Source organism: Acinetobacter sp. AOR43_HL, from assembly GCF_027854635.1.
Lineage (GTDB): Bacteria > Pseudomonadota > Gammaproteobacteria > Pseudomonadales > Moraxellaceae > Acinetobacter > Acinetobacter pittii.
Genome location: NZ_JAKTHX010000032.1, coordinates 243,214 through 261,989, shown reverse-complemented (window position 1 = coordinate 261,989; position 18,776 = coordinate 243,214). Strand labels below are relative to the sequence as shown.

At 39.3% G+C, this 18,776-nt stretch carries 19 protein-coding genes; 9 read left to right on the top strand and 10 right to left on the bottom strand.

Features of this window, described 5'->3' with window-relative positions; all coding sequences use genetic code 11:
- The first annotated feature begins 5 nt into the window (after positions 1-5).
- Positions 6-530 carry a hypothetical protein gene (locus MKL33_RS16445; RefSeq protein ID WP_119685215.1) on the top strand — a complete coding sequence of 175 codons (525 nt, stop codon included), beginning with the start codon at positions 6-8 and terminating at the stop codon, positions 528-530.
- A 214-nt stretch (positions 531-744) separates the two neighbouring features.
- Here MKL33_RS16445 and MKL33_RS16440 read toward each other — a convergent pair whose 3' ends face one another.
- Positions 745-2,088: a PGAP1-like alpha/beta domain-containing protein gene (locus MKL33_RS16440; protein ID WP_002121854.1), complete on the bottom strand. Its 1,344-nt coding sequence runs from the start codon at positions 2,086-2,088 to the stop codon at positions 745-747.
- A 211-nt stretch (positions 2,089-2,299) separates the two neighbouring features.
- Between MKL33_RS16440 and MKL33_RS16435 the strand changes: the two genes are divergently transcribed.
- Together MKL33_RS16435 and parE are read left to right on the top strand one after the other, a co-directional pair.
- Positions 2,300-2,881: a YqiA/YcfP family alpha/beta fold hydrolase gene (locus MKL33_RS16435; RefSeq protein ID WP_069036042.1), complete on the top strand. Its 582-nt coding sequence runs from the start codon at positions 2,300-2,302 to the stop codon at positions 2,879-2,881.
- Positions 2,882-2,895: 14 nt separating this feature from the next.
- Positions 2,896-4,779 (top strand): DNA topoisomerase IV subunit B, encoded by a 1,884-nt coding sequence (gene parE / locus MKL33_RS16430; RefSeq protein WP_202724428.1) that lies wholly within the window; start codon positions 2,896-2,898, stop codon positions 4,777-4,779.
- A gap of 127 nt (positions 4,780-4,906) precedes the next feature.
- Here the strand turns inward: parE and MKL33_RS16425 are convergent, their stop codons facing one another.
- Together MKL33_RS16425 and alc are read right to left on the bottom strand one after the other, a co-directional pair.
- Positions 4,907-5,410 (bottom strand): ureidoglycolate lyase, encoded by a 504-nt coding sequence (locus MKL33_RS16425; RefSeq protein WP_202724454.1) that lies wholly within the window; start codon positions 5,408-5,410, stop codon positions 4,907-4,909.
- A complete protein-coding gene (gene alc / locus MKL33_RS16420; protein WP_270907358.1) occupies positions 5,407-6,417 on the bottom strand; it encodes an allantoicase in 1,011 nt (336 codons plus the stop codon). The genes MKL33_RS16425 and alc overlap by 4 nt, the downstream gene beginning before the upstream one ends.
- A gap of 199 nt (positions 6,418-6,616) precedes the next feature.
- Here alc and hpxO point away from each other — a divergent pair, with 199 nt between their 5' ends.
- The gene (gene hpxO, locus MKL33_RS16415; protein ID WP_005078689.1) at positions 6,617-7,774 is read left to right on the top strand and encodes an FAD-dependent urate hydroxylase HpxO; all 1,158 of its coding nucleotides are present in this window, start codon (positions 6,617-6,619) and stop codon (positions 7,772-7,774) included.
- A gap of 52 nt (positions 7,775-7,826) precedes the next feature.
- Here hpxO and MKL33_RS16410 read toward each other — a convergent pair whose 3' ends face one another.
- From MKL33_RS16410 to puuE, 5 genes are all read right to left on the bottom strand, one after another.
- A complete protein-coding gene (locus tag MKL33_RS16410; protein WP_005804406.1) occupies positions 7,827-8,552 on the bottom strand; it encodes an outer membrane protein OmpK in 726 nt (241 codons plus the stop codon).
- 121 nt (positions 8,553-8,673) lie between these two features.
- A complete protein-coding gene (locus MKL33_RS16405) occupies positions 8,674-10,041 on the bottom strand; it encodes a nucleobase:cation symporter-2 family protein (RefSeq protein ID WP_069036040.1) in 1,368 nt (455 codons plus the stop codon).
- Between the two features lie 24 nt (positions 10,042-10,065).
- Positions 10,066-10,389, bottom strand: coding sequence for a hydroxyisourate hydrolase (uraH, locus tag MKL33_RS16400; RefSeq protein WP_005066767.1), 324 nt, complete (start codon positions 10,387-10,389; stop codon positions 10,066-10,068).
- A complete protein-coding gene (gene uraD, locus MKL33_RS16395; RefSeq protein ID WP_068614311.1) occupies positions 10,386-10,889 on the bottom strand; it encodes a 2-oxo-4-hydroxy-4-carboxy-5-ureidoimidazoline decarboxylase in 504 nt (167 codons plus the stop codon). Before uraD ends, uraH begins: the two co-directional genes overlap by 4 nt.
- A 99-nt stretch (positions 10,890-10,988) precedes the next feature.
- The gene (gene puuE / locus MKL33_RS16390; protein ID WP_270907357.1) at positions 10,989-11,954 is read right to left on the bottom strand and encodes an allantoinase PuuE; all 966 of its coding nucleotides are present in this window, start codon (positions 11,952-11,954) and stop codon (positions 10,989-10,991) included.
- 252 nt (positions 11,955-12,206) lie between these two features.
- Between puuE and MKL33_RS16385 the strand changes: the two genes are divergently transcribed.
- The 4 genes from MKL33_RS16385 (at position 12,207) to dsbD (ending at position 15,881) form a co-directional block, all read left to right on the top strand.
- Entirely contained in the window at positions 12,207-12,557 is a 351-nt protein-coding gene (locus MKL33_RS16385) for an HPF/RaiA family ribosome-associated protein (RefSeq protein ID WP_001019316.1), read from the top strand.
- Between the two features lie 153 nt (positions 12,558-12,710).
- A complete protein-coding gene (locus MKL33_RS16380) occupies positions 12,711-13,256 on the top strand; it encodes an ankyrin repeat domain-containing protein (RefSeq protein ID WP_005066773.1) in 546 nt (181 codons plus the stop codon).
- A 12-nt stretch (positions 13,257-13,268) separates the two neighbouring features.
- Positions 13,269-14,036: a transporter gene (locus tag MKL33_RS16375; RefSeq protein ID WP_014207941.1), complete on the top strand. Its 768-nt coding sequence runs from the start codon at positions 13,269-13,271 to the stop codon at positions 14,034-14,036.
- A gap of 18 nt (positions 14,037-14,054) precedes the next feature.
- Positions 14,055-15,881, top strand: coding sequence for a protein-disulfide reductase DsbD (gene dsbD, locus MKL33_RS16370; protein WP_069036038.1), 1,827 nt, complete (start codon positions 14,055-14,057; stop codon positions 15,879-15,881).
- Here the strand turns inward: dsbD and MKL33_RS16365 are convergent.
- The gene (locus MKL33_RS16365) at positions 15,876-17,069 is read right to left on the bottom strand and encodes a GGDEF domain-containing protein (protein WP_202744905.1); all 1,194 of its coding nucleotides are present in this window, start codon (positions 17,067-17,069) and stop codon (positions 15,876-15,878) included. The two genes, dsbD and MKL33_RS16365, sit on opposite strands and share 6 nt — an antisense overlap.
- 174 nt (positions 17,070-17,243) lie before the next feature.
- Entirely contained in the window at positions 17,244-18,155 is a 912-nt protein-coding gene (locus MKL33_RS16360; RefSeq protein ID WP_004790086.1) for an alpha/beta hydrolase, read from the bottom strand.
- A 152-nt stretch (positions 18,156-18,307) separates the two neighbouring features.
- On the opposite strand from MKL33_RS16360, the gene MKL33_RS16355 reads away from it, so the two are divergent.
- The gene (locus MKL33_RS16355) at positions 18,308-18,745 is read left to right on the top strand and encodes a DUF2147 domain-containing protein (RefSeq protein WP_002121971.1); all 438 of its coding nucleotides are present in this window, start codon (positions 18,308-18,310) and stop codon (positions 18,743-18,745) included.
- Positions 18,746-18,776 lie beyond the last annotated feature (31 nt).

The following is an 18,776-nucleotide window of genomic DNA, read 5'->3' as shown; positions in this document are numbered from 1 at the left end:
TAAATATGCTTGCTGATATTAAAAAACTACTATATGTAATTTTTTTAACATTTTTTTGTTTTGGGTGCAATTCAAAACAATCTGCACAAGAGTCTAAGGAAAAATTGGATTCTATAAGTAAAGAGAGTACAAACCAAAAAGAAGTTGATATAGTATCTTTTGTTCTAAACTTTTATAAAATATATTCCCCTTATGATTTTGGACGAGATAACGAAAACAAATTGAGTGATTTTTTATCAAAAAAAGGTGATGAGTTTTTAACAAATAACTTGAAATCATTGATTTTAGAGGATATTAAATGTACAGAAGAGGGTTATGTATGTAACTTAGATATGGACCCATTTTATAATAGTCAGGATAAAATAATATTATCAAATGCCTTAAAAAAAAATGATAAAAGTGTAGATATTTTGTTTAATAATAAAAGTAAATTAACAATTTTATTGGATTGTAGTAATAAATGTTTAATTTCAAATGTTATTTACTCTGATGGATCTAACTTGGAAGAAAAATTAAAACAGAAAGATTAAATATAAATTAGAAACTAATTTTAATATTAAAATTCTTGTTGGATGAGTAATAACTCATAAATTTATAATAGAATTAATATTAATTAATAAAGTTACGATGATTAGGTTTTAAATAGTAAAGACAACTTATTTTTTAAAGATAAGCAATAGTTATAGAGCTCTTTTTAAAATATTTTAGATTCTATAAAGAAGCCCAACATAAGTTGGGCTTTTTTTACGTCTCTACAATTCCTTCTAAATCTTCGAGCTTATAGTTCGGCATATCAATAATATGGGTTTGAATACCCTCTTGCACATAATCATTCACATGAGGATATAACCAGCGAGTAATCTGTTCCGCAACACTCGAGTGATACTGAATTTCAAAGTGATTTAAGCCATAAAACACGGCTTTATGTGAGTCTGGAACTTTAAGCTGAAAACGTGGGTTAGGGTGTTCGCCTAGCGCGCTTTTTACACTCACTAAGTAGTCGCCAATTACGGTCAACGCTTTATTGCGCACCTTTTCAAATTCTAAGGTCCCTGCCACTAAAAAGGTGTTGATATGGGAAGGTAGCGGAGCAGGGGCGCGGTTATCATCCATCATACCAATACGGGCATCCATATGTTCCCAATCATCATCACGAACGCTGCCGTGGCGTAGGTCTAAAATACCATTACTCCGAATATTAACCAGTTGACCGAGTAAGCCGACAAAAGGGAAAGCCCCAAGTTTATCTTGTATGGTAAAGCCAAAGCGCTCTAAAACTGCCCCATGATGTGGTGAACCAATACAGACTAGATTCTCGACCATATGAATCCATTGATACATATTTTGTTTGCCATAAAATAAAGCACTACGAGAGACTAACCCACCCATACTATGGCCAATGATATCAATGCTGGTAATTCTTGGATTACGTTGTACCAAGTCTTCTAATAAGTTTGAAAAACTGCGTCCATTGGCTGAAATACGTCGACCTGTATTGTAATTTAAATACAGCATGGTGTTATGGTCACGCTGCGCTAACAGGCGCTCTCCAATTCCACCATAGTGTGCATTTGACCAAGTCAGATGGTTCATACACAAACCATGAGCTAAAATCACAATACGGCCTGCAAGTTCCCCTTGTTGTATTGCACCGTAGTGATCGTATAGCACCATGGGTAAAGCGAGAGGGCTGTGCTGTTTAAGTAGATAATCCCCAAAAATCCCATTCAAAATGCCGACTAAAAAATGTAAGCTCGGGGTGAGGGGTTTTTCGTGAAGTGTGGGATATTTTTCAATAATATGACGTAAGCTTGGCGCTAAAAAACAACTCCCATATTTTTGTAAAGCACCATAAGAAAATTGATATGCCTTTTGCACAAATGGTCGTTTTTGAAAGTTTTTAGCATTTTGTGTGCTCACACCAAAAGCATTTTTTAATACTTCAATATTAATAACTTGAATTAATTCATGTACACCATTTAAGCTGGTACTGAACAGTTGAGCTAAACCTTCTAATACGTCTGCCTGACTAGGTGGCGTACGATCCCATTTACAATAAGTTTCATGTAGTGGTGTTAAGCTCGGCATATCTTTTCCCCATATACGTTATAACCGACGTTTTAAGCTGTACTTTTTATCAACGGCAGCTAACGTTTCCATCTTAGTAGTTTAAATAACACATGTTTTTAAAATACTGATGAATGGTTAGTTGAGTGGTTTTTCTTGTCTGACAATAGTGTTTTTATATACAAACTGAGAACAAAAATGTGAGTTTATTCTCAATTTAGAGGGAAAATATATGAATATTATCTACCTCCATGGCTTTAATAGTAGCTCTCTTTCAATTAAAGGGCTAAGCCTTAAGCAGTATTGTAGCGAATTGGGCATAAATGTGCATTTGCCAGATTTGAACAGATCTCCTGATCTAGTGGTTGAGCAAGTTTCAGAGCTGATAGAGTCTTTACAAGATGTAGCCTTAGTCGGTAGCAGCCTTGGCGGGTTTTTTGCGACATATTTTGTCGCGAAATATAATGTTCCAGCTGTACTGATTAACCCTGCTATGCAACCATGGAAACTGTTTGATGAGTTATTTCAAGTTGAAAGTATGCCCTATGTGGTGAATGATCAATGGTCAATTGACTATGTCCAGTTACGGCAGTTACAACAACTGGAGCTGAAACAACCTGAAAATGCCGACAAAATACTCGTCTTATTGCAACAAGGCGACGAAATTTTGGATTATCGTCAAGCACAACGCTATTATAGTGCTGCAACGCCATCCTCATTGATTTTGACGGATGCTCATGGCAATCATGCTATGGAAGATTTTGAAGAAAAATTACCGTTAGTGATCGAATTCTTTGCGCACACCATCAAATAAGGAAAACGTACAACGTGACACAATATACGGCTCAATCGCTTGAAGTTCTTTCTGGTTTAGACCCTGTTCGTCGTCGTCCAGGGATGTATACCGATACGACTCGACCTAACCATTTAGCCCAAGAAGTTATTGATAATGCTGTTGATGAAGCATTAGCTGGTCATGCCGACAAAATATGTGTCACGGTTTATAAAGATGGTTCGTTGTCGGTTGAAGATAATGGTCGTGGTATGCCGGTCGATATTCACCCTGAATATGGCCAAAGTGGTATCGAAATCATTCTGACTAAGCTCCATGCCGGTGGTAAATTCAGTACCGATAACTACCAGTTTTCAGGTGGTTTGCATGGTGTGGGGATTTCGGTTGTAAACGCTTTATCAACACGTGTTGAGGTCGAAGTTCAACGTCAGGGTAACCTATACCAGATGGCCTTTGAGCAAGGTGAACCAGTAGCACCTTTAGCAGTGCTAGAAGGCAAAGCACCAAAACGTGCGACAGGTACAACTGTACATTTTTGGCCAGAAGCTAAATATTTTGATAGTCCAAAATTTGCGTTAAAAGCACTCAAACACAATTTAAAAGCCAAAGCTGTTTTAGCGGCTGGCTTAAAAATTACTTATATCGATCAAATTAACGATGAAAAAATTGAATGGCAATTTGAAAATGGCCTCGTCGATTATTTGATGGATGAATTGCAAGACCGCGAAATTTTGCCAAATCCTGCATTTGTGAGCAGCGGTCAGGCAGATCGTGCGGCATGTGAATTTGCGATTTGTTGGAATGTGGAAGGTGGTGAGCAGGTTCAAGAAAGTTACGTCAACTTAATTCCAACTGCACAAGGCGGTACTCATGTGAACGGTTTACGCTCTGGGGTTACTGAGGCGTTACGTGAATTCTGTGAGTTACGTAACTTGTTACCACGTAATCTTAAACTCTCGGCAGAAGATGTTTGGGATGGCGTGAACTATATCTTGTCGCTCAAGTTCCAAGAACCACAATTTTCTGGTCAAACCAAAGAGCGTCTTTCGAGTCGAGAAGCATCAAATATTGTTTTAAATATTGCTAAAGATGCTTTTTCACTCTGGCTAAACCAACATGCTGAAATCGCGATGCAACTGGCTGAAATGGCGATTTCTAAAGCAGGTCGTCGTTTAAAAGCAGCAAAGAAAGTTGAGCGTAAAAAAATTGTTTCCGGCCCTGCATTGCCGGGTAAATTGGCAGATTGTGTTGGTCAAACACGTGAGGACAGTGAATTATTTATTGTCGAGGGTGACTCAGCAGGTGGTAGTGCCAAGCAAGCGCGCGATAAAAACTTTCAGGCGATCATGCCAATTCGTGGAAAAATCTTAAATACATGGGAAGTTTCTTCTGATGAAGTACTCGCTTCTCAAGAGGTTCACGACATTGCGATTGCCATCGGGGTAGACCCAGGCAGTGATGATTTATCTGAACTACGTTACGGCAAAATTTGTATTTTAGCCGATGCCGATTCTGACGGTTTACACATTGCGACCTTATTATGCGCCTTATTCGTTAAACACTTTCCAGCATTGGTTGAAGAAGGGCATTTGTATGTAGCAATGCCACCATTATTCCGTATCGACATTGGTAAAGATGTCTATTACGCGCTTGATGATGATGAGCTTGAAGCTATTTTGAAAAATGTTAAAGGCAATCGAAATCCGCAAATTACCCGATTCAAAGGGTTGGGTGAGATGAACGCGATTCAATTACGTGAAACGACTATGGATCCGAACACGCGTCGTTTAGTTCAGCTCGACCTAGATGATGTTCACTTAACGGCAGGTTTACTCGACAAGTTGCTTGCGAAAAAGCGTTCGGCAGATCGTAAGCAGTGGCTTGAGCAGAAGGGTAACTTAGCTGATATTACTGTTTAGAAAAATGAAAAAAACCCGCTCAATTAGCGGGGTTTTTTATATAAACCTAAGATTGTTAGAAATCACCACAACGATTCCTGCTATTAAGGTTTAGACCATTAAATTAGACAGATCTGTATATTTTAATTTAGGTCGTAATTTTTATAGCATGTGGAAATTGAAAAATATCACAATTCGCTCCCCCTCCAATTCGATCTACTACTGCAAAATCACTTGGTGCTTCAAAGGTAAGCAAAGGATGATGCCATGTGCCTGCCCGATAATTGATGCTTTGCTGTCCGTTTGAAATAAAAGCACATAACTTTGAAATATCAGGAGTATTTTCATCCAAAGCGGGTGCAACAATAATTAAAAACTTTTGTTGCTGTAGTGGAATAAATGCCTGAGAGCCTTTCGGATGACGCTCTAACATTGAAATCTCTAAAGGCAGCACACTGGTCTTAATATTACGGAAAATACTAATTCCTGCTTTTGCTTCCCCTTCAATTTCAGTTTCAACGAGCGCATGGTAGCGCTCGGTGTGGGCATCATTAATATGAAAAAAGTCATGCCCGTCACAACAGATGACTTCTCCGAAGGGCTGAAAGTTTTCAATTGTTAAGGGCTGAATTTGAACAGTATTCATCATCATGACTTGGCAATTTTTCCCCATAAACGAACACGGCTAATACCACCATCTGGAATCATGTTAATACGAATATGCGAGATTTTTTCATGTTGTAAAATCTCATTCACATATTCATGAATATGGTCCATTTGCATCGGTTGAGCTTCAAGTAAATAAGACCAGAACATACTTTGAGGAATTAACTGTGCATCGGTTGCGTTTTCAAGGTAAACCGCTTGAATGGATATTTGGGCAGGGAAGTTCCCTTTAAAATGAGCTGTATCAATTTCAAGCTTTTCAATTTTTCCGCTTTTACCCAACGCAAGAATACACCAGTCATAACCCGGTGCACGGCGGCGTTTGGTTTCCCACCCATCGCCCATGTTGACGCCACGGCCTGGGTTAATCAAATTACGCGGGTGTCCAAAATGAGCATCACTATAGGCAACTACGCGGCCACCATTTTCGAGAGCCAATAAATCGAGAGTTTGTTCGCTGTCAGTTACCTGAATATCAACATCACCATAGACACGTAAACGGGCAATACCGCCATCTGGGAAAATCTTAAGGCGTATATGAGTGAAAAGTGCATCATTATTGACCATAAAAATATGATGTTGGCTTGGGCCAAGTTCAGTATTTCCTAAAACATTCTCCCATTTTGCCCCTGTCAGGTCCCCATTTGGTGCATAACATGCTTCTAATGATGCAGATGCAGGATAATTTCCTGTAAAAAAGCTGGTATCAATATCAAGTGCAGTGATTTTTCCACTTACACCTAACTTCACGATACACCAATCATAGCCTGCGTGACGTTTACGGCGCGTTTCCCATCCGTCCATCCATTTGCCGTTGTCATCAAATTTATCTTCAACAAAAATAGGTGCATCAAATTGCAGCATACGCTTTGCTTCTGCAAAGAAATCATCTGAACACTCAATGACTTGTGCACCAATTCGGGCATCTGCCAAATTGGTTTTCGTATTCAAAATCTCAGGAAGTTCAAAAGCTGGAGCGTGCAATGTTGCCATAGTGGAGTATCCGTATTTCTTGTTAAAAACATGATTTTTCATTTAAAACTGCGCTAACACGGAGCGTGCTGAGACGAGTTTTATACTTAAATATATAAGCATGGTGCATGCCAGTTTTGTGGAAAAGCTAAATAAATTTTGAACGATGGCATGTTTTTAGCATAAGCACCCTATAGGTGAATATCTATAGGAGAGTGTTATGAATGTGGTGATTATTGGTGCAGGAATGGGAGGTCTAACCACAGGCATTGCATTAAAGAAATTTGGTCACCAAGTTCGCATTTTTGAACAAACTGAAAAGATTCTTCCCGTCGGCGCGGCAATTTCACTGTGGTCGAATGGTGTGAAATGTCTGAACTATCTGGGATTAACTGACAAAATCGCCAAACTTGGTGGACAAATGGATGATTTGGCCTATGTGGATGGTTTAACTGGAGATGTGATGACACAATTCAGTTTACTGCCATTAATTGAAGAAGTGGGCCAACGACCTTATCCAGTTGCACGTGCTGATTTACAAAATATGTTAATGGATGAATTTGGTCGTGATCAGATTTATTTAGGCAAAAAAATGGTCAGCCTTGAAGACAAAGCTGATTATGTGGAGGTCCATTTTGCAGATGGCAGTTCAACGCAGGCTGATCTATTAATTGGGGCCGATGGTACGCATTCACTTACACGGACTTATGTGCTCGGTCAGCAAGTGCAGCGCCGTTATGCGGGATATGTGAACTGGAATGGCCTAGTTGAAATATCTGAAGATTTAGCGCCAGCCCAGCAATGGACGACTTATGTGGGCGAAGGCAAGCGAGCTTCTTTAATGCCAGTTGCAGATGGAAAGTTCTATTTCTTTTTAGATGTGCCTTTACCAGCAGGGTTAGATAATAATCGAGATGAATATAAAAAACTTTTAAAACAATATTTTGTTGATTGGTGCCAACCCGTACAGCAGCTTATTGAACGCTTAGACCCGCAAAAGACCAATCGGGTAGAAATACATGATATTGAACCGTTCACTCAATTTTATAAAGGTCGCGTGGTGATTTTGGGTGATGCTGCACACAGCACGACACCTGATATTGGGCAAGGCGGTTGCCAAGCCATGGAAGACGCGATTTATTTAGCGCGTTCTCTGCAAATTAATACTTTGGGGCTAGAAGATGCTTTACGTCGCTATCAAAACAAGCGCAATGAACGTGCCAATGAGTTGGTGCTTCGCGCACGCAAACGTTGTGATGTGACACATATGAAAGATGAAGCTGTTACACAAGCATGGTATGAAGAATTACGCCGTGAACAAGGTGGACATATTATGCAGGGGATTATTAGTAATATTGTGGGTAATCCACTTGATTAAAAACAAAAACAGCAAGGAATTTTCCTTGCTGTTTATCTTCTAAATTTGGATTTTAGAAGTGGTATTTAACCAGTGCACTAACGTTATTTTCGTCTCGACCTTGAAGGCCAAATTTATTATTCCACACTGAGTGCTCGATACCTAGGTATAGGCGTGTATCAGGAGAAATGTGTTTACCTACATTCCATTTCCACTGAGTTGTCCAGTTCAACTCGCTCGCATGGTCGCCTTCAGCAGTTGACCAGTCAAGGAAACCATCTACCAAGAAATCTTCAGATCCTAATTTTAATGGAATACCATAAACGAATGTCATTTGATAATCGTCGTCAGTGTTCTCATTATTTGCACGGTAGAAGTTTAAATTTGCATATTGGAAATATGGGATATCTAAATCAACTGCAAAACCATAAAGGAAGTTGTCGAAGTTGTTGCCGTCTTCACTGTTACCTTCCCAAGTAGTACTAATGAGTACATCTTTGATTGGGCCATACGACAGTTTTTTACCAGACACTTCGCCTAAACTTAGACGTGGTGATAACTCAAAGTAAGTACTCTTGTGGTCATTTTCACCACGCATGCGGTCCATAAAGAAAAACACATCAGCGTATTTAACTTTTGCTGCATATTCCAAAGTAATTGTGGTTTCTTTGTCATCTACAACTTCATAGTTTTCACCATAAAGTCCAGTCACACTAAAATCTTGCCAAATTGGTTTTGCCTGAACCATGGCAGTTGCAGATAACAAGGCACAAGTCGCCGCAAGTTGCTTTAATTGCATTTAAATGATCTCCCCCCAAATAAAGCACGCTAAGGATACAGGGTCTTAAGCAAAAATGAAGCCAAATTTGATCAACGGTTAAAAAAAAGCCCACCGAAGTGGGGCGCTAAAAACTAAATCTTTAATGAGTATTTCTTGTGTTTATTGTTTGGCTTAAATGTGGGGTGCGCGAGCTACGAAATGAAGGTAAATGATTAAATAATAAATTCAACAAGATAGCAAAGATACATGTTGAACTAATGCCCGAATGGAACAAAGTTTGTACCCAAACCGGGAAATGAGCATAAAACTCATGGTTAATAATTGGGATCATCCCAGCTGATAAAGCAGTTGCGACAATAATTAAATTTTTCTGATCGTTATAATCTATTTTTGCCAAAGTGCGAATTCCACTCGCTGCAACCGACCCAAACAAGACCAAACCTGCACCACCAAGTACGGGCATTGGAATCGCTGCAATCAAACGACCCATAATAGGTAGTAGACCTAAAATAATCAGAATGACACCACCTGCTGCGACTACAAAGCGGCTTTTGATGCCTGTAATCGCCACCAGTCCAACATTTTGGGCAAAAGCGCTTTGCATGAAAGAACCAAAGATAGGGGCAAAAGCACTCGAAAACATATCGGCACGAACACCATTGGCGATACGTTTTGAATCGACTTCAGTTCCTACAATGTCTCCGACAGCAATAATATCGGCTGTGGTTTCAGTCATAATGACCAAGGTCACAATCAACATCGATAAAATTGCACTTAGCTCGAAAGTCGGTAAACCAAATGCAAATAAGTGTGGAAATTGGAGCCATGCGCCTGAACTCACCTGACTAAAATCACCAAAACCCATCAGGTAGGCGAGGGTAGTACCAGCCACAATAGCCAACAAAATTGATATGCGTCGGATGCCTGCTTGCGGCAGCATATTTAGAACAATCACAATGCCTAAGGTCAGCAGTGCCAAAGAGATATTTTCTACGCTACCCCAGTCAGGTGCTTTATTGTTGCCACCCATCATCCAGCGAATCGCAACGGGTAACAAAGATAGACCAATAATCGTGATGACGCATCCTGTCACAACAGGTGGGAAAAAACGAATAATTTTAGAAAAATAAGGTGCAAGACACAGTCCAATTAAAGAGGCTGCAATGACCGCACCGTAGACAGCAGGTAAACCACCGCCTGTGGTGATAATCGCGACCATGGTGGCCACACCCGCAAAAGATACACCCTGTACCAGAGGTAATTTTGCGCCTAAATATTTGGTTCCGATGGTTTGGATCAGAGTTGCCAATCCACCTACAAATAGGGCTGCTGCAATGAGCATTCCGATTTGTGCTGAGCTTAAGCCAGCTGCCGTTCCAATAATCAAGGGCGGGGCTACAATGCCACCATACATGGTCAGCACATGCTGTAAGCCGTAAGCAAAACTTTTGGAAATTCCTAAATATTCATGCTCTGGAGAAATTGCATTTTTTTGCTGATGATTCATATTTTTCTCCTATTTATAATTGAGTTAGCTACCGCGATAAGTGGAGTAAGCAAATGGGCTGATCAGTAATGGAATGTGGTAATGCTGATTAATGTCTTCTATGAAAAACTGAATACAAACACGCGGGAAAAAAGTTTTGACTTGCTGCGATGAAAAATAAGGAGCAATTTCAAATTCAAGCTGATAAGCACCTTCTGCAAAGTCTGTTATTCCAAAATCACTCACTCGACCATCTTGATTGGTGGTTGCGGTCGCTATCAGCTCATGGGTTGCTGCATGAAACAACTTCACTTCTACGTCTGCAGCTGGTTTACCTAAATTCGTATCTAAAATATGAGTGCTGATCATGCTTGTATTTCCTGAGATAGACGTAATAGAGCAATCGCTGCAAGTTGCTCATGTACAATTGTTTTTTCGATAGCTAAGTCGTTTTGTAGTCGTTCATGTAGCTTTTTTAAAATTTCATCGCTACTGAGGCCTGCCGCTTTAATTAAAAAAATAAAGCCAAACTTTTGTTCATAATCAAGATTACCTTGCAGCAGAGCTTGTTGAGTTAGTTCATCTAAAGAAATGCCAGCTTGTTCTTTAGATGAAAAATCTTGCTCTTTTGCATTGAGTTGTTTTTTAGCTTGGCGTTCACCAATTTTTGGATGGGTTGCTAAAGCCGCTAGTATCTCTTGCCATGACCACATTTGACTTAACTGTTCTGCATATTCCAAAAGAGATGCTTTTGTTGAATAGGGACGATTTGAGATGATTTTTTCGGCCCATGCTTGAATGTGGACACAGTTTTTTAACAAAGTCTTGAGTTGTTCTGGTGGGGCTTGATTAAACTCGGCTAAAAACACTGTTATTCCTAATCTCGTTGTCTTGATATAGAGTTTTAGCAATAACAGTGCCAATAGCGAGTTTTGGTTCGCTTAAGAATTTTGAAAATTAAAAATCAATTATTTAGTTATGTGATTTTTATACCAATGTTCAGCAATATCCTGACGACGACATATCCAGACCCGATCATGCATTTGAATATAGTCGAGAAACTTCTGTAGTGCTTTAAAACGGCCTGGACGCCCTAAAATGCGGCAATGCATTCCAATCGACATCATTTTTGGTGCAGTTTCTCCCTCTGCATACAACACATCGAAACTATCTTTCAAATATTGAAAAAACTGTTCTGAACTATTAAAGCCGCCTGGTGAACAGAACTTCATGTCGTTACATTCTAAAGTGTAAGGAATAATCAGATGAGGACGTGATGCGCCATCAGCATTGGTAAGCGTTGTCCAAAAAGGCAGGTCATCACCATAATAATCTGAGTCATATTGTATTTGTGGAAACTCTGCGAGTAACTGGCGTGTATTGGGGCTGTCACGTCCGGTGTACCAACCTATCACTTTATTTTCAAACAGGTTTTCTAAGACAGTTAAAGCCTGCTCCATATGCTGTTTTTCGACTTCAATATCGGTATCTTGATAGTGAAGCCAGCGGTAACCATGAGAAACCACATCATAATCAGCTTGTTTAATCGCTTCTACAATATAAGGGTTGCGGGCAAGCGCCATTGCAACCCCAAAAATGGTCATTGGAAGTTTGCGCTTTTGGAACTCATTATGAATGCGCCAAAAACCAGCACGTGAACCATATTCGTACATAGAGTCCATCGACATATGTTTAGCTGGGTAACTTGCAGCGCCAATAATCTCTGATAAAAACTGTTCTGAGCCATCATCGCCATGCTCTATATGTTTTTCGCCACCTTCTTCATAATTAAGAACAAATTGCACAGCAACCTTGGCATTATTAGGCCATTTAATTTGTGGCGGTTGCCCGTGATATCCGATTAAATCACGTGAATAAGGAGACTTCTGGATTTGCTCAATAAGCTCTGCTCCAGATAGATAAGATTTGGACACGATTGCTCTCCTTTTGTTCAATTTTTCATAAAAATTTAAAAAATCAGCTTGCATATTTTTATAGATGGACTGATATTGAAGGTATGAAGATCTTCAAAATAAGTTAAAAGCAGTACGTTTAAGTCAGGAGATAACAAACCATTACACCATCAAAATGTACAATTGAAGTCAGTTCATGCATGCTTAAAACATGCCAACATAAAAAAGTTTTGCATAGAAAAGATCCACAGTAAGAAAGAGAGGATGGTATTTATGAATATTGAAATCCGCACAGATAAAAACATCCATAACAGCGAACGTTTAATTACTTATGTACGTGCAGAACTTACTCAAGAATTCCAACGTCATAGCGAACGTATTACGCATTTTTCGGTTCATTTTAGTGATGAAAATGGGGACAAAGGTGGTGACAAAGATATCCACTGTATGATTGAAGCGCGTCCTTCAGGTTTGAAACCAGTTGCAGTACATCATAAAGCAGGAAATATTGACGCCTCGATTCATGGCGCGATTGAAAAATTAAAACGTAGCCTTGAACATACTTTTGAGAAAAAAGAACACCCGAGAGGTGGTCAACCAGAATTCATTGATGATGAAGTTTAATTTAAAATGCTAAAAAGCCCTTCGGGGCTTTTTTTATATTTGATGAAAATAAAACTATTCACAACATTAGGTTTGCAATGCGATGCAATCAACCTCTAAAATCTTCAGAAGAGATTAGGCATAATAGTCCTAATATATTTTTGAGAGATGGTCATGTTAACCACCCAGCAGCAAGCTTTAATTAAAGCCATAGAAGAATTAGAACTCGCGCAAGTGCAAAAATTACTTGCTGAAGGACTTGATCCGAACTTTATTGATCCGGAACAAGGGCCACCTGTATCAATCATTTGTGATGGAATTTTTAAATGGTGGGAAGATGTATCAGAAGCTTATGAAGCGGGTACACCACTATCAAAAGAAGAAAAGCAACAATCATTACAAGTTTACCTCGATATTCTCGAAGCTTTGATTCAAGCCAAAGCGAATGTACACCTTTGGGATGCAGAAGAGTTTTATGGTCCTTTATGGGATGCGGCAAGCTCGGCATGTGCGCCAGCTGTCCAACGTTTATTAAATGAAAAAGTTGATCCAAACACACGCGATGAAGAGGGACTCACTATTTTATCTTCAATCAGTCAGTTGTTCTTTGATTGTGACTTTGATGAAATAGATTGGTCAGAAGCGCTTCAAGAAGAGCGTGAAACATTAGAATTATTGCGCCAACATGGGGCAAAAATGTCAAAAGAACTAACTACTTGATTGGATAATAGAATGAGAACATTTCAAATTTTAACTTTTGCTTTGACCACTGTTGCTGCTGGAAGTACTTTCGCTGCGGAGTTTTCTTTTGACCGCCCAGGTGCTGGTTTTGGAACAGGGATTACTCCAGTTGGTAAATTAGCTTGGGAACAAGGTTTGCCAAGTGCGACTTATACAGAGTCAACGGTTGATGGCGTCAAAGAAAAAACCGTAACTGTAAATGAAGATATGTTATTCCGTACCGGTTTAGCTGATGGTTTGGAATTACAATTAGGATGGCAAGGTCCAGCATGGACTCAAACCAAACGTGCTGGTAAAAAACATGACACTTCAGGCTTTGGTGATGTCAGCATCGGTTTGAAAAAAGCAATTGATCTAAATGATGAAAACTTATCAATGGCTGTGTTAGCTGAAGCGATCATTGCCACTGGAAATGATGAATTTACTGCGCATGACGATATTTATAGCTTAAGTTCAGCAGTTGCTTATAAATATAATGACTTAGTCGGCACATCAATTACCATGCGCTATGAAGTACAAAATAGTAACTGGGCAGTAACTGCAATTCCAACGATTGATTATAAAATCGCAGGTAAGCTGTCAGGTTATTCTGAGTTTATTTACCGTAAAGCTGAAAGCCAAGACTACGAATATGGTTTAGGGACAGGTTTAGTCTACGCCGTAAATGATCGTACTCAGCTCGATGCAAGTATCGGGGTTGATTTAGAGGGTCAAGACAAGAGCTACAACGGTGGCTTAGGCGTGGCATTCTTGTTCTAATCGAAGCAATTTAAATTTATGTTAATGAAAAAGCTTATTCATCAGGGAATTCTTTATTTTCTAGCAGTTGCTGTTTGTGTGTTTAGTCAGTTGGTTTCTGCGCAAGATAAGTTACTCTCGCCCGAACAAGCTTTTTCATTTTCGGTTGAATCTTCTGAGCCGCATACTGCGAGTTTATCTTGGCAGATTCAGCCAAATTATTATCTTTATCAGCATAAATTTTCCGTACAACAAGGTACTCAACCTTTAACTTTAAAGTTACCTAAAGCGGTTGCCCAATATGATGAAAATTATGGGCAAAGTCAGGTTTACTACCATCAAGTTAATTTCCAAATTAAGACTAAGCCTTCAGAGCATTATAGTGTGACGTGGCAGGGCTGTGCCAAAGACCGTATTTGTTATCCACCCCAGACCATTGAGTTTCAGACCGATGCAGATGGCTTGGTGGGTGTGCAAAACCAAGCAGGAACAGCGCCAAAACGATTACTAGATTTAGCGAATACACAATCCGACACTTCCTCGGGTTCAGAATCTTTAGAAAAAGAGCAGAGTACAGAGACAGCAGTTACTACAACCACACCACAAATTGCGCAAGATCAGATTTGGTCTGCTAAGTTAATTGAGAACTCGCTTTGGTATGGTGTTTTATTATTTTTAGGTTTAGGCATGTTGCTCGCATTTACACCATGCTCTTTACCGATGCTTCCTATTTTAACTTCACTCATCATTCGGGATCATAAAGGGCTAAAGGCTTGGACCATTGCGCTTACTTTTGTGTGTAGCATGGCATTGGTTTACGCAGGCTTAGGTTTAATTGCTTCTTCGGCAGGTTTAAATTTCCAGCGCTGGTTGCAACAGCCAGCAACCTTAATTGCTTTTAGTTTGCTGTTTATTGTCTTTGCTCTGAATTTATTCGGTCTGTTTGAGCTTCGTTTACCACAAACATGGTTAAACCGACTTGATCGTATTCAGTCAATGCAACAAGGCGGTACTTTGGTCGGTGCTGGGGTTATGGGTGTCGTTTCTGCGCTTTTGGTGGGTCCTTGTATGACCGCACCTCTCGCTGGAACTTTATTATTTATTTCTCAAACACAAAATCAGTGGCAAGGTGCTTTGCTTTTATTCTGCCTAGGCTTTGGAATGGGAATTCCGCTATTGCTGGCAAGTATTTTAGGGGCAAAATTCTTGCCTAAAGCGGGCGACTGGATGCATCAGATTAAAGTAATTTTTGCTTTTCTGATGTTGGGATTAAGTCTTTATTTTATTCGTCCTTTGCTGCCAGATTTGGGCATGCAAGTGCTTAGCCTCGTATTAGGCCTTGCTTTTATAGGCTATGCTGTTTATCAGTTTTTCTGGAAAAAAGGGCAACTACAATGGCTCTACGCGATTTTATTATTAATCGTTACCCCTTTTATAGCCTATAACCAATATCAACATATTCAAAATCGAACTTTGCAAAGTTCTGACCACATGGCTGAGTGGCATATTGCAACAACAGCAGCGGACTTTGAAAAATTTTTAGCGGCAGCGCCTACTGATCGGGCTATTGTGGTTGATATCTACGCAGATTGGTGTGTTGCTTGCCAACCGATTGAGCACCGTATTTTAAAAGCACCTGAGGTTCAATCTGCTCTTGCACCTTATTATTTAATTAAGCTTGATTTGAGCCATTATGATCAGTCGCATGAAGCGCTACTCAAGCAGTGGAATATTTTAGGACCACCGACCTATTTATTTTTAAGTCCAGAGCAAAAAGAGATTCGTGCTTTACGTTTAACGGGCGCTTTTAGTCAGCAAGAGCTTTTGCAGCAACTCGCGAGTTTGGCAAAATTCAAAGAATCATAAGGTATCAATAGTTTCGGTTTGATGAAATGTACGTACCTGATTACGTCCCGAAGCTTTTACCGCATAAAGTGCTTGGTCAGCCTGCCGAATAACCAGATAAGGATCTTGTGCAAAAGCTGAACTGCTTATTCCAAAACTCGCACTAATGTGAATAGGATTATTTTGAGCGGTAAAAACAGGTAATTCTTGCAAGGCTTGGCGACAACGCTCAGCAATTTTCTCTGCTTGAATAATATCGGTGTGAGGGAGTAATAAAATAAATTCTTCTCCACCAAATCGACCAATAATATCCTCGCTACGCAAATTCTCTGAAAGACATTGAGCAATTTCAATTAAGACCTGATCACCTTGATGGTGGCCGTATATATCATTAATTTTTTTAAAATGATCGATATCAAGAAGTACCACAGCATAATCAAATTGTTGTTGGTGTAGCGACTCCAAATGCATGTTTAAACTACGTCTATTTAATACATTAGTTAATGGGTCGATTTGGCTTAAACGTTGAATATAAGTTTCTCGCTGACGCCATTGGGTGAGTAATATTTCAAATAAAACAAAACAGGCCAATAAAATAGGCATAATAAAAAAAGCCATACTTCCTAACCAGAAAGAATTGGTTTGGGCATGATCCATGGCTCTAAAATTAAATAGAGGTGCATACGCTAAAGCACCTGTCATACTTAAATATGTACATACAGTTAAAATAATTGTCGCAGGTACAAGAGCGCTATAAACAATTTTACGGTCAAATAACACCAAACCCACCCCAATCGTACCCACATAACCGACCATAGTGGCAGGGCTGATACTGCCAATTAAATATCCATCATGACATAGCATAAGTGCAAAGAACTGCACGCTAATGAAAGGAATAACTTTTTGAGCCCATTCATCATTTTTGTAGCGGTAACAGGGAATAATCAAAAGGACTAATAAAAATAAGGTAAATAAATTGAGCCAGATTTGTGATTCAACTAAAGGTAAATTTGCCCATTGCCAGACACTTGGTGTAATTAAAATATAGCCTTTCCATAAAATCCAACTGAAATTCATTGCGCAAGCAAGTGTGAGCATCAGTGCGCTTTTTTGTAATGGCGTCCAGTTGATGATGTGATTATTGTGGATGAAATCGATTATCACCTGTTTTATTCTATTTACGGGATAAGTGATTAAACGATTTTTCATAAGAAATAAGGGCTCCTAAATATAGATGCCTCTTTGTTAGACCATCCTAAAATTGGATTGTTTCAATAATTTATATTTTAAACATAACATGATTTTCAATTTATATATGATGACTTTTTATAAAGAAAATGATGTGAAAAGTTTTGAGGCCTATTCACATCATTTATAAATAAATTAAGTTTTATCGAGTTCGTGGGCAAATTCAGCAATATCTGCCAATGCTTGTTTAGCCTCATCAAACCATGCATTAAACATCTGGAAGTTATGCCACATGCCCGTATAAAGTTTGAATTGAACTTTAACACCAGCATCTTCAGCTTTTTCTCTAAAACGCTTGGCATCGTCTAATAAGATTTCTTTAGAACCCACTTGAACCAAAGTTGGTGGTAGGCCATGTAAGTCATCGAAGATAGGGGAAACACGTGGATCATCGGCTGCGATGTGATTGCCTATATAGTACTGAGTGCCTGTTTGTAGGGCTTCAATTGATAATAAAGCATCATGTTTTTTGTTAAACCGAAGAGACTCACTTGTGAGTGTTAAATCCAAAAATGGAGACAACAAGATCAGGCCACTCGGCATGAGTTCGGGTTGTTCTTTCAAACGCAAGCAAAGTGCTAGCGCTAAATTTGCCCCGCATGAGTCACCCGATAAAATAATATCTTTCGGTTGGATGCCTTGTACTACCAAAGACTGATAGATGTCATATAGAGCTTCGGTTGCCTCAGGGTATGGATGTTCAGGTGCAAGCGGATAGTCCACATGAATAATCTGCATTTGAGTACGGGCAGCTAAATCCGTCATAAAAGCATGATGTGTTTTAACACTACCAAGGAAAAAAGCACCACCGTGAATGTGAAAAATCAGCTGAGTCGCAGAATCTTGCGGCTTGATTTCTTCACCTTTAATGCCTGCTAGTCGAATCGGGCGCACAGAAACATTTTTTTGTCGTGGAAAAGCACGACACATCTGATCTAGCACAGGACGTAAGGCAGTAGCCGGCAAATTTAGCTGGCTTGGCTTGCGAATTGTTGTTTTAAGAAAAGTTTCTGTAAAATAATATTTCCAAACATTTGATATATTCATATAGCATCCATTTTTATGCTAGTTTCTTGTTTTCTTGTAAATTTTATTTTGCAAGATTACAAGGTTACACGAAACAGTCACATTCAAAAATTGCAATATCTTTGCGACTTCTGAATACTGAAAATCTTGAAAGACCCAAGGATATTACAAAAATGAAAAAGATTGCTTTAGCTTTAGGACTCATTGGTATGGCTGCATTTGCCAATGCGGCTGATTCACTCAATGGAACGGTATGGAAAACGATTGATGATCAGACCAACAAGCCAAAAGCCGTAGTGAAATTTACGGAACAGAAGGACGGAACCTTAACAGCAACCATCCAAAACATTTTGACACCAGGTGAAGAAAACGCTTGTACAAAATGTGAAGGTCCGTACAAAAACAAACCGCTTAAAGGTGTCACCATTGTACATAATTTAAAAAATGTAGGTGGTAACAGTTATGAAAACGGTACGATTTTAGACCCAAAATCAGGTAAAACTTACAAACTGAAAGGTGAGTTAACCGATGGCGGCAAAAAGCTTAAATTACGTGGTTATATTGGCGTTTCTGCACTTGGTCGTAACCAAACGTGGATTCGCGCGAACTAAAAGTTTTAATAAAAAAACGAGCCAAATGGCT

Excerpts from the sequence above, each read along its gene's own strand:
- MKL33_RS16445 (WP_119685215.1), top strand. The coding sequence starts at position 6 with ATGCTTGCTGATATTAAAAAACTACTATATGTAATTTTTTTAACATTT.
- MKL33_RS16440 (WP_002121854.1), bottom strand. The coding sequence starts at position 2,088 with ATGCCGAGCTTAACACCACTACATGAAACTTATTGTAAATGGGATCGT.
- MKL33_RS16435 (WP_069036042.1), top strand. The coding sequence starts at position 2,300 with ATGAATATTATCTACCTCCATGGCTTTAATAGTAGCTCTCTTTCAATT.
- MKL33_RS16425 (WP_202724454.1), bottom strand. The coding sequence starts at position 5,410 with ATGATGATGAATACTGTTCAAATTCAGCCCTTAACAATTGAAAACTTT.
- alc (WP_270907358.1), bottom strand. The coding sequence starts at position 6,417 with ATGGCAACATTGCACGCTCCAGCTTTTGAACTTCCTGAGATTTTGAAT.
- hpxO (WP_005078689.1), top strand. The coding sequence starts at position 6,617 with ATGAATGTGGTGATTATTGGTGCAGGAATGGGAGGTCTAACCACAGGC.
- MKL33_RS16410 (WP_005804406.1), bottom strand. The coding sequence starts at position 8,552 with ATGCAATTAAAGCAACTTGCGGCGACTTGTGCCTTGTTATCTGCAACT.
- MKL33_RS16405 (WP_069036040.1), bottom strand. The coding sequence starts at position 10,041 with ATGAATCATCAGCAAAAAAATGCAATTTCTCCAGAGCATGAATATTTA.
- uraH (WP_005066767.1), bottom strand. The coding sequence starts at position 10,389 with ATGATCAGCACTCATATTTTAGATACGAATTTAGGTAAACCAGCTGCA.
- MKL33_RS16385 (WP_001019316.1), top strand. The coding sequence starts at position 12,207 with ATGAATATTGAAATCCGCACAGATAAAAACATCCATAACAGCGAACGT.
- MKL33_RS16380 (WP_005066773.1), top strand. The coding sequence starts at position 12,711 with ATGTTAACCACCCAGCAGCAAGCTTTAATTAAAGCCATAGAAGAATTA.
- MKL33_RS16375 (WP_014207941.1), top strand. The coding sequence starts at position 13,269 with ATGAGAACATTTCAAATTTTAACTTTTGCTTTGACCACTGTTGCTGCT.
- dsbD (WP_069036038.1), top strand. The coding sequence starts at position 14,055 with ATGTTAATGAAAAAGCTTATTCATCAGGGAATTCTTTATTTTCTAGCA.
- MKL33_RS16365 (WP_202744905.1), bottom strand. The coding sequence starts at position 17,069 with ATGAAAAATCGTTTAATCACTTATCCCGTAAATAGAATAAAACAGGTG.
- MKL33_RS16360 (WP_004790086.1), bottom strand. The coding sequence starts at position 18,155 with ATGAATATATCAAATGTTTGGAAATATTATTTTACAGAAACTTTTCTT.
- MKL33_RS16355 (WP_002121971.1), top strand. The coding sequence starts at position 18,308 with ATGAAAAAGATTGCTTTAGCTTTAGGACTCATTGGTATGGCTGCATTT.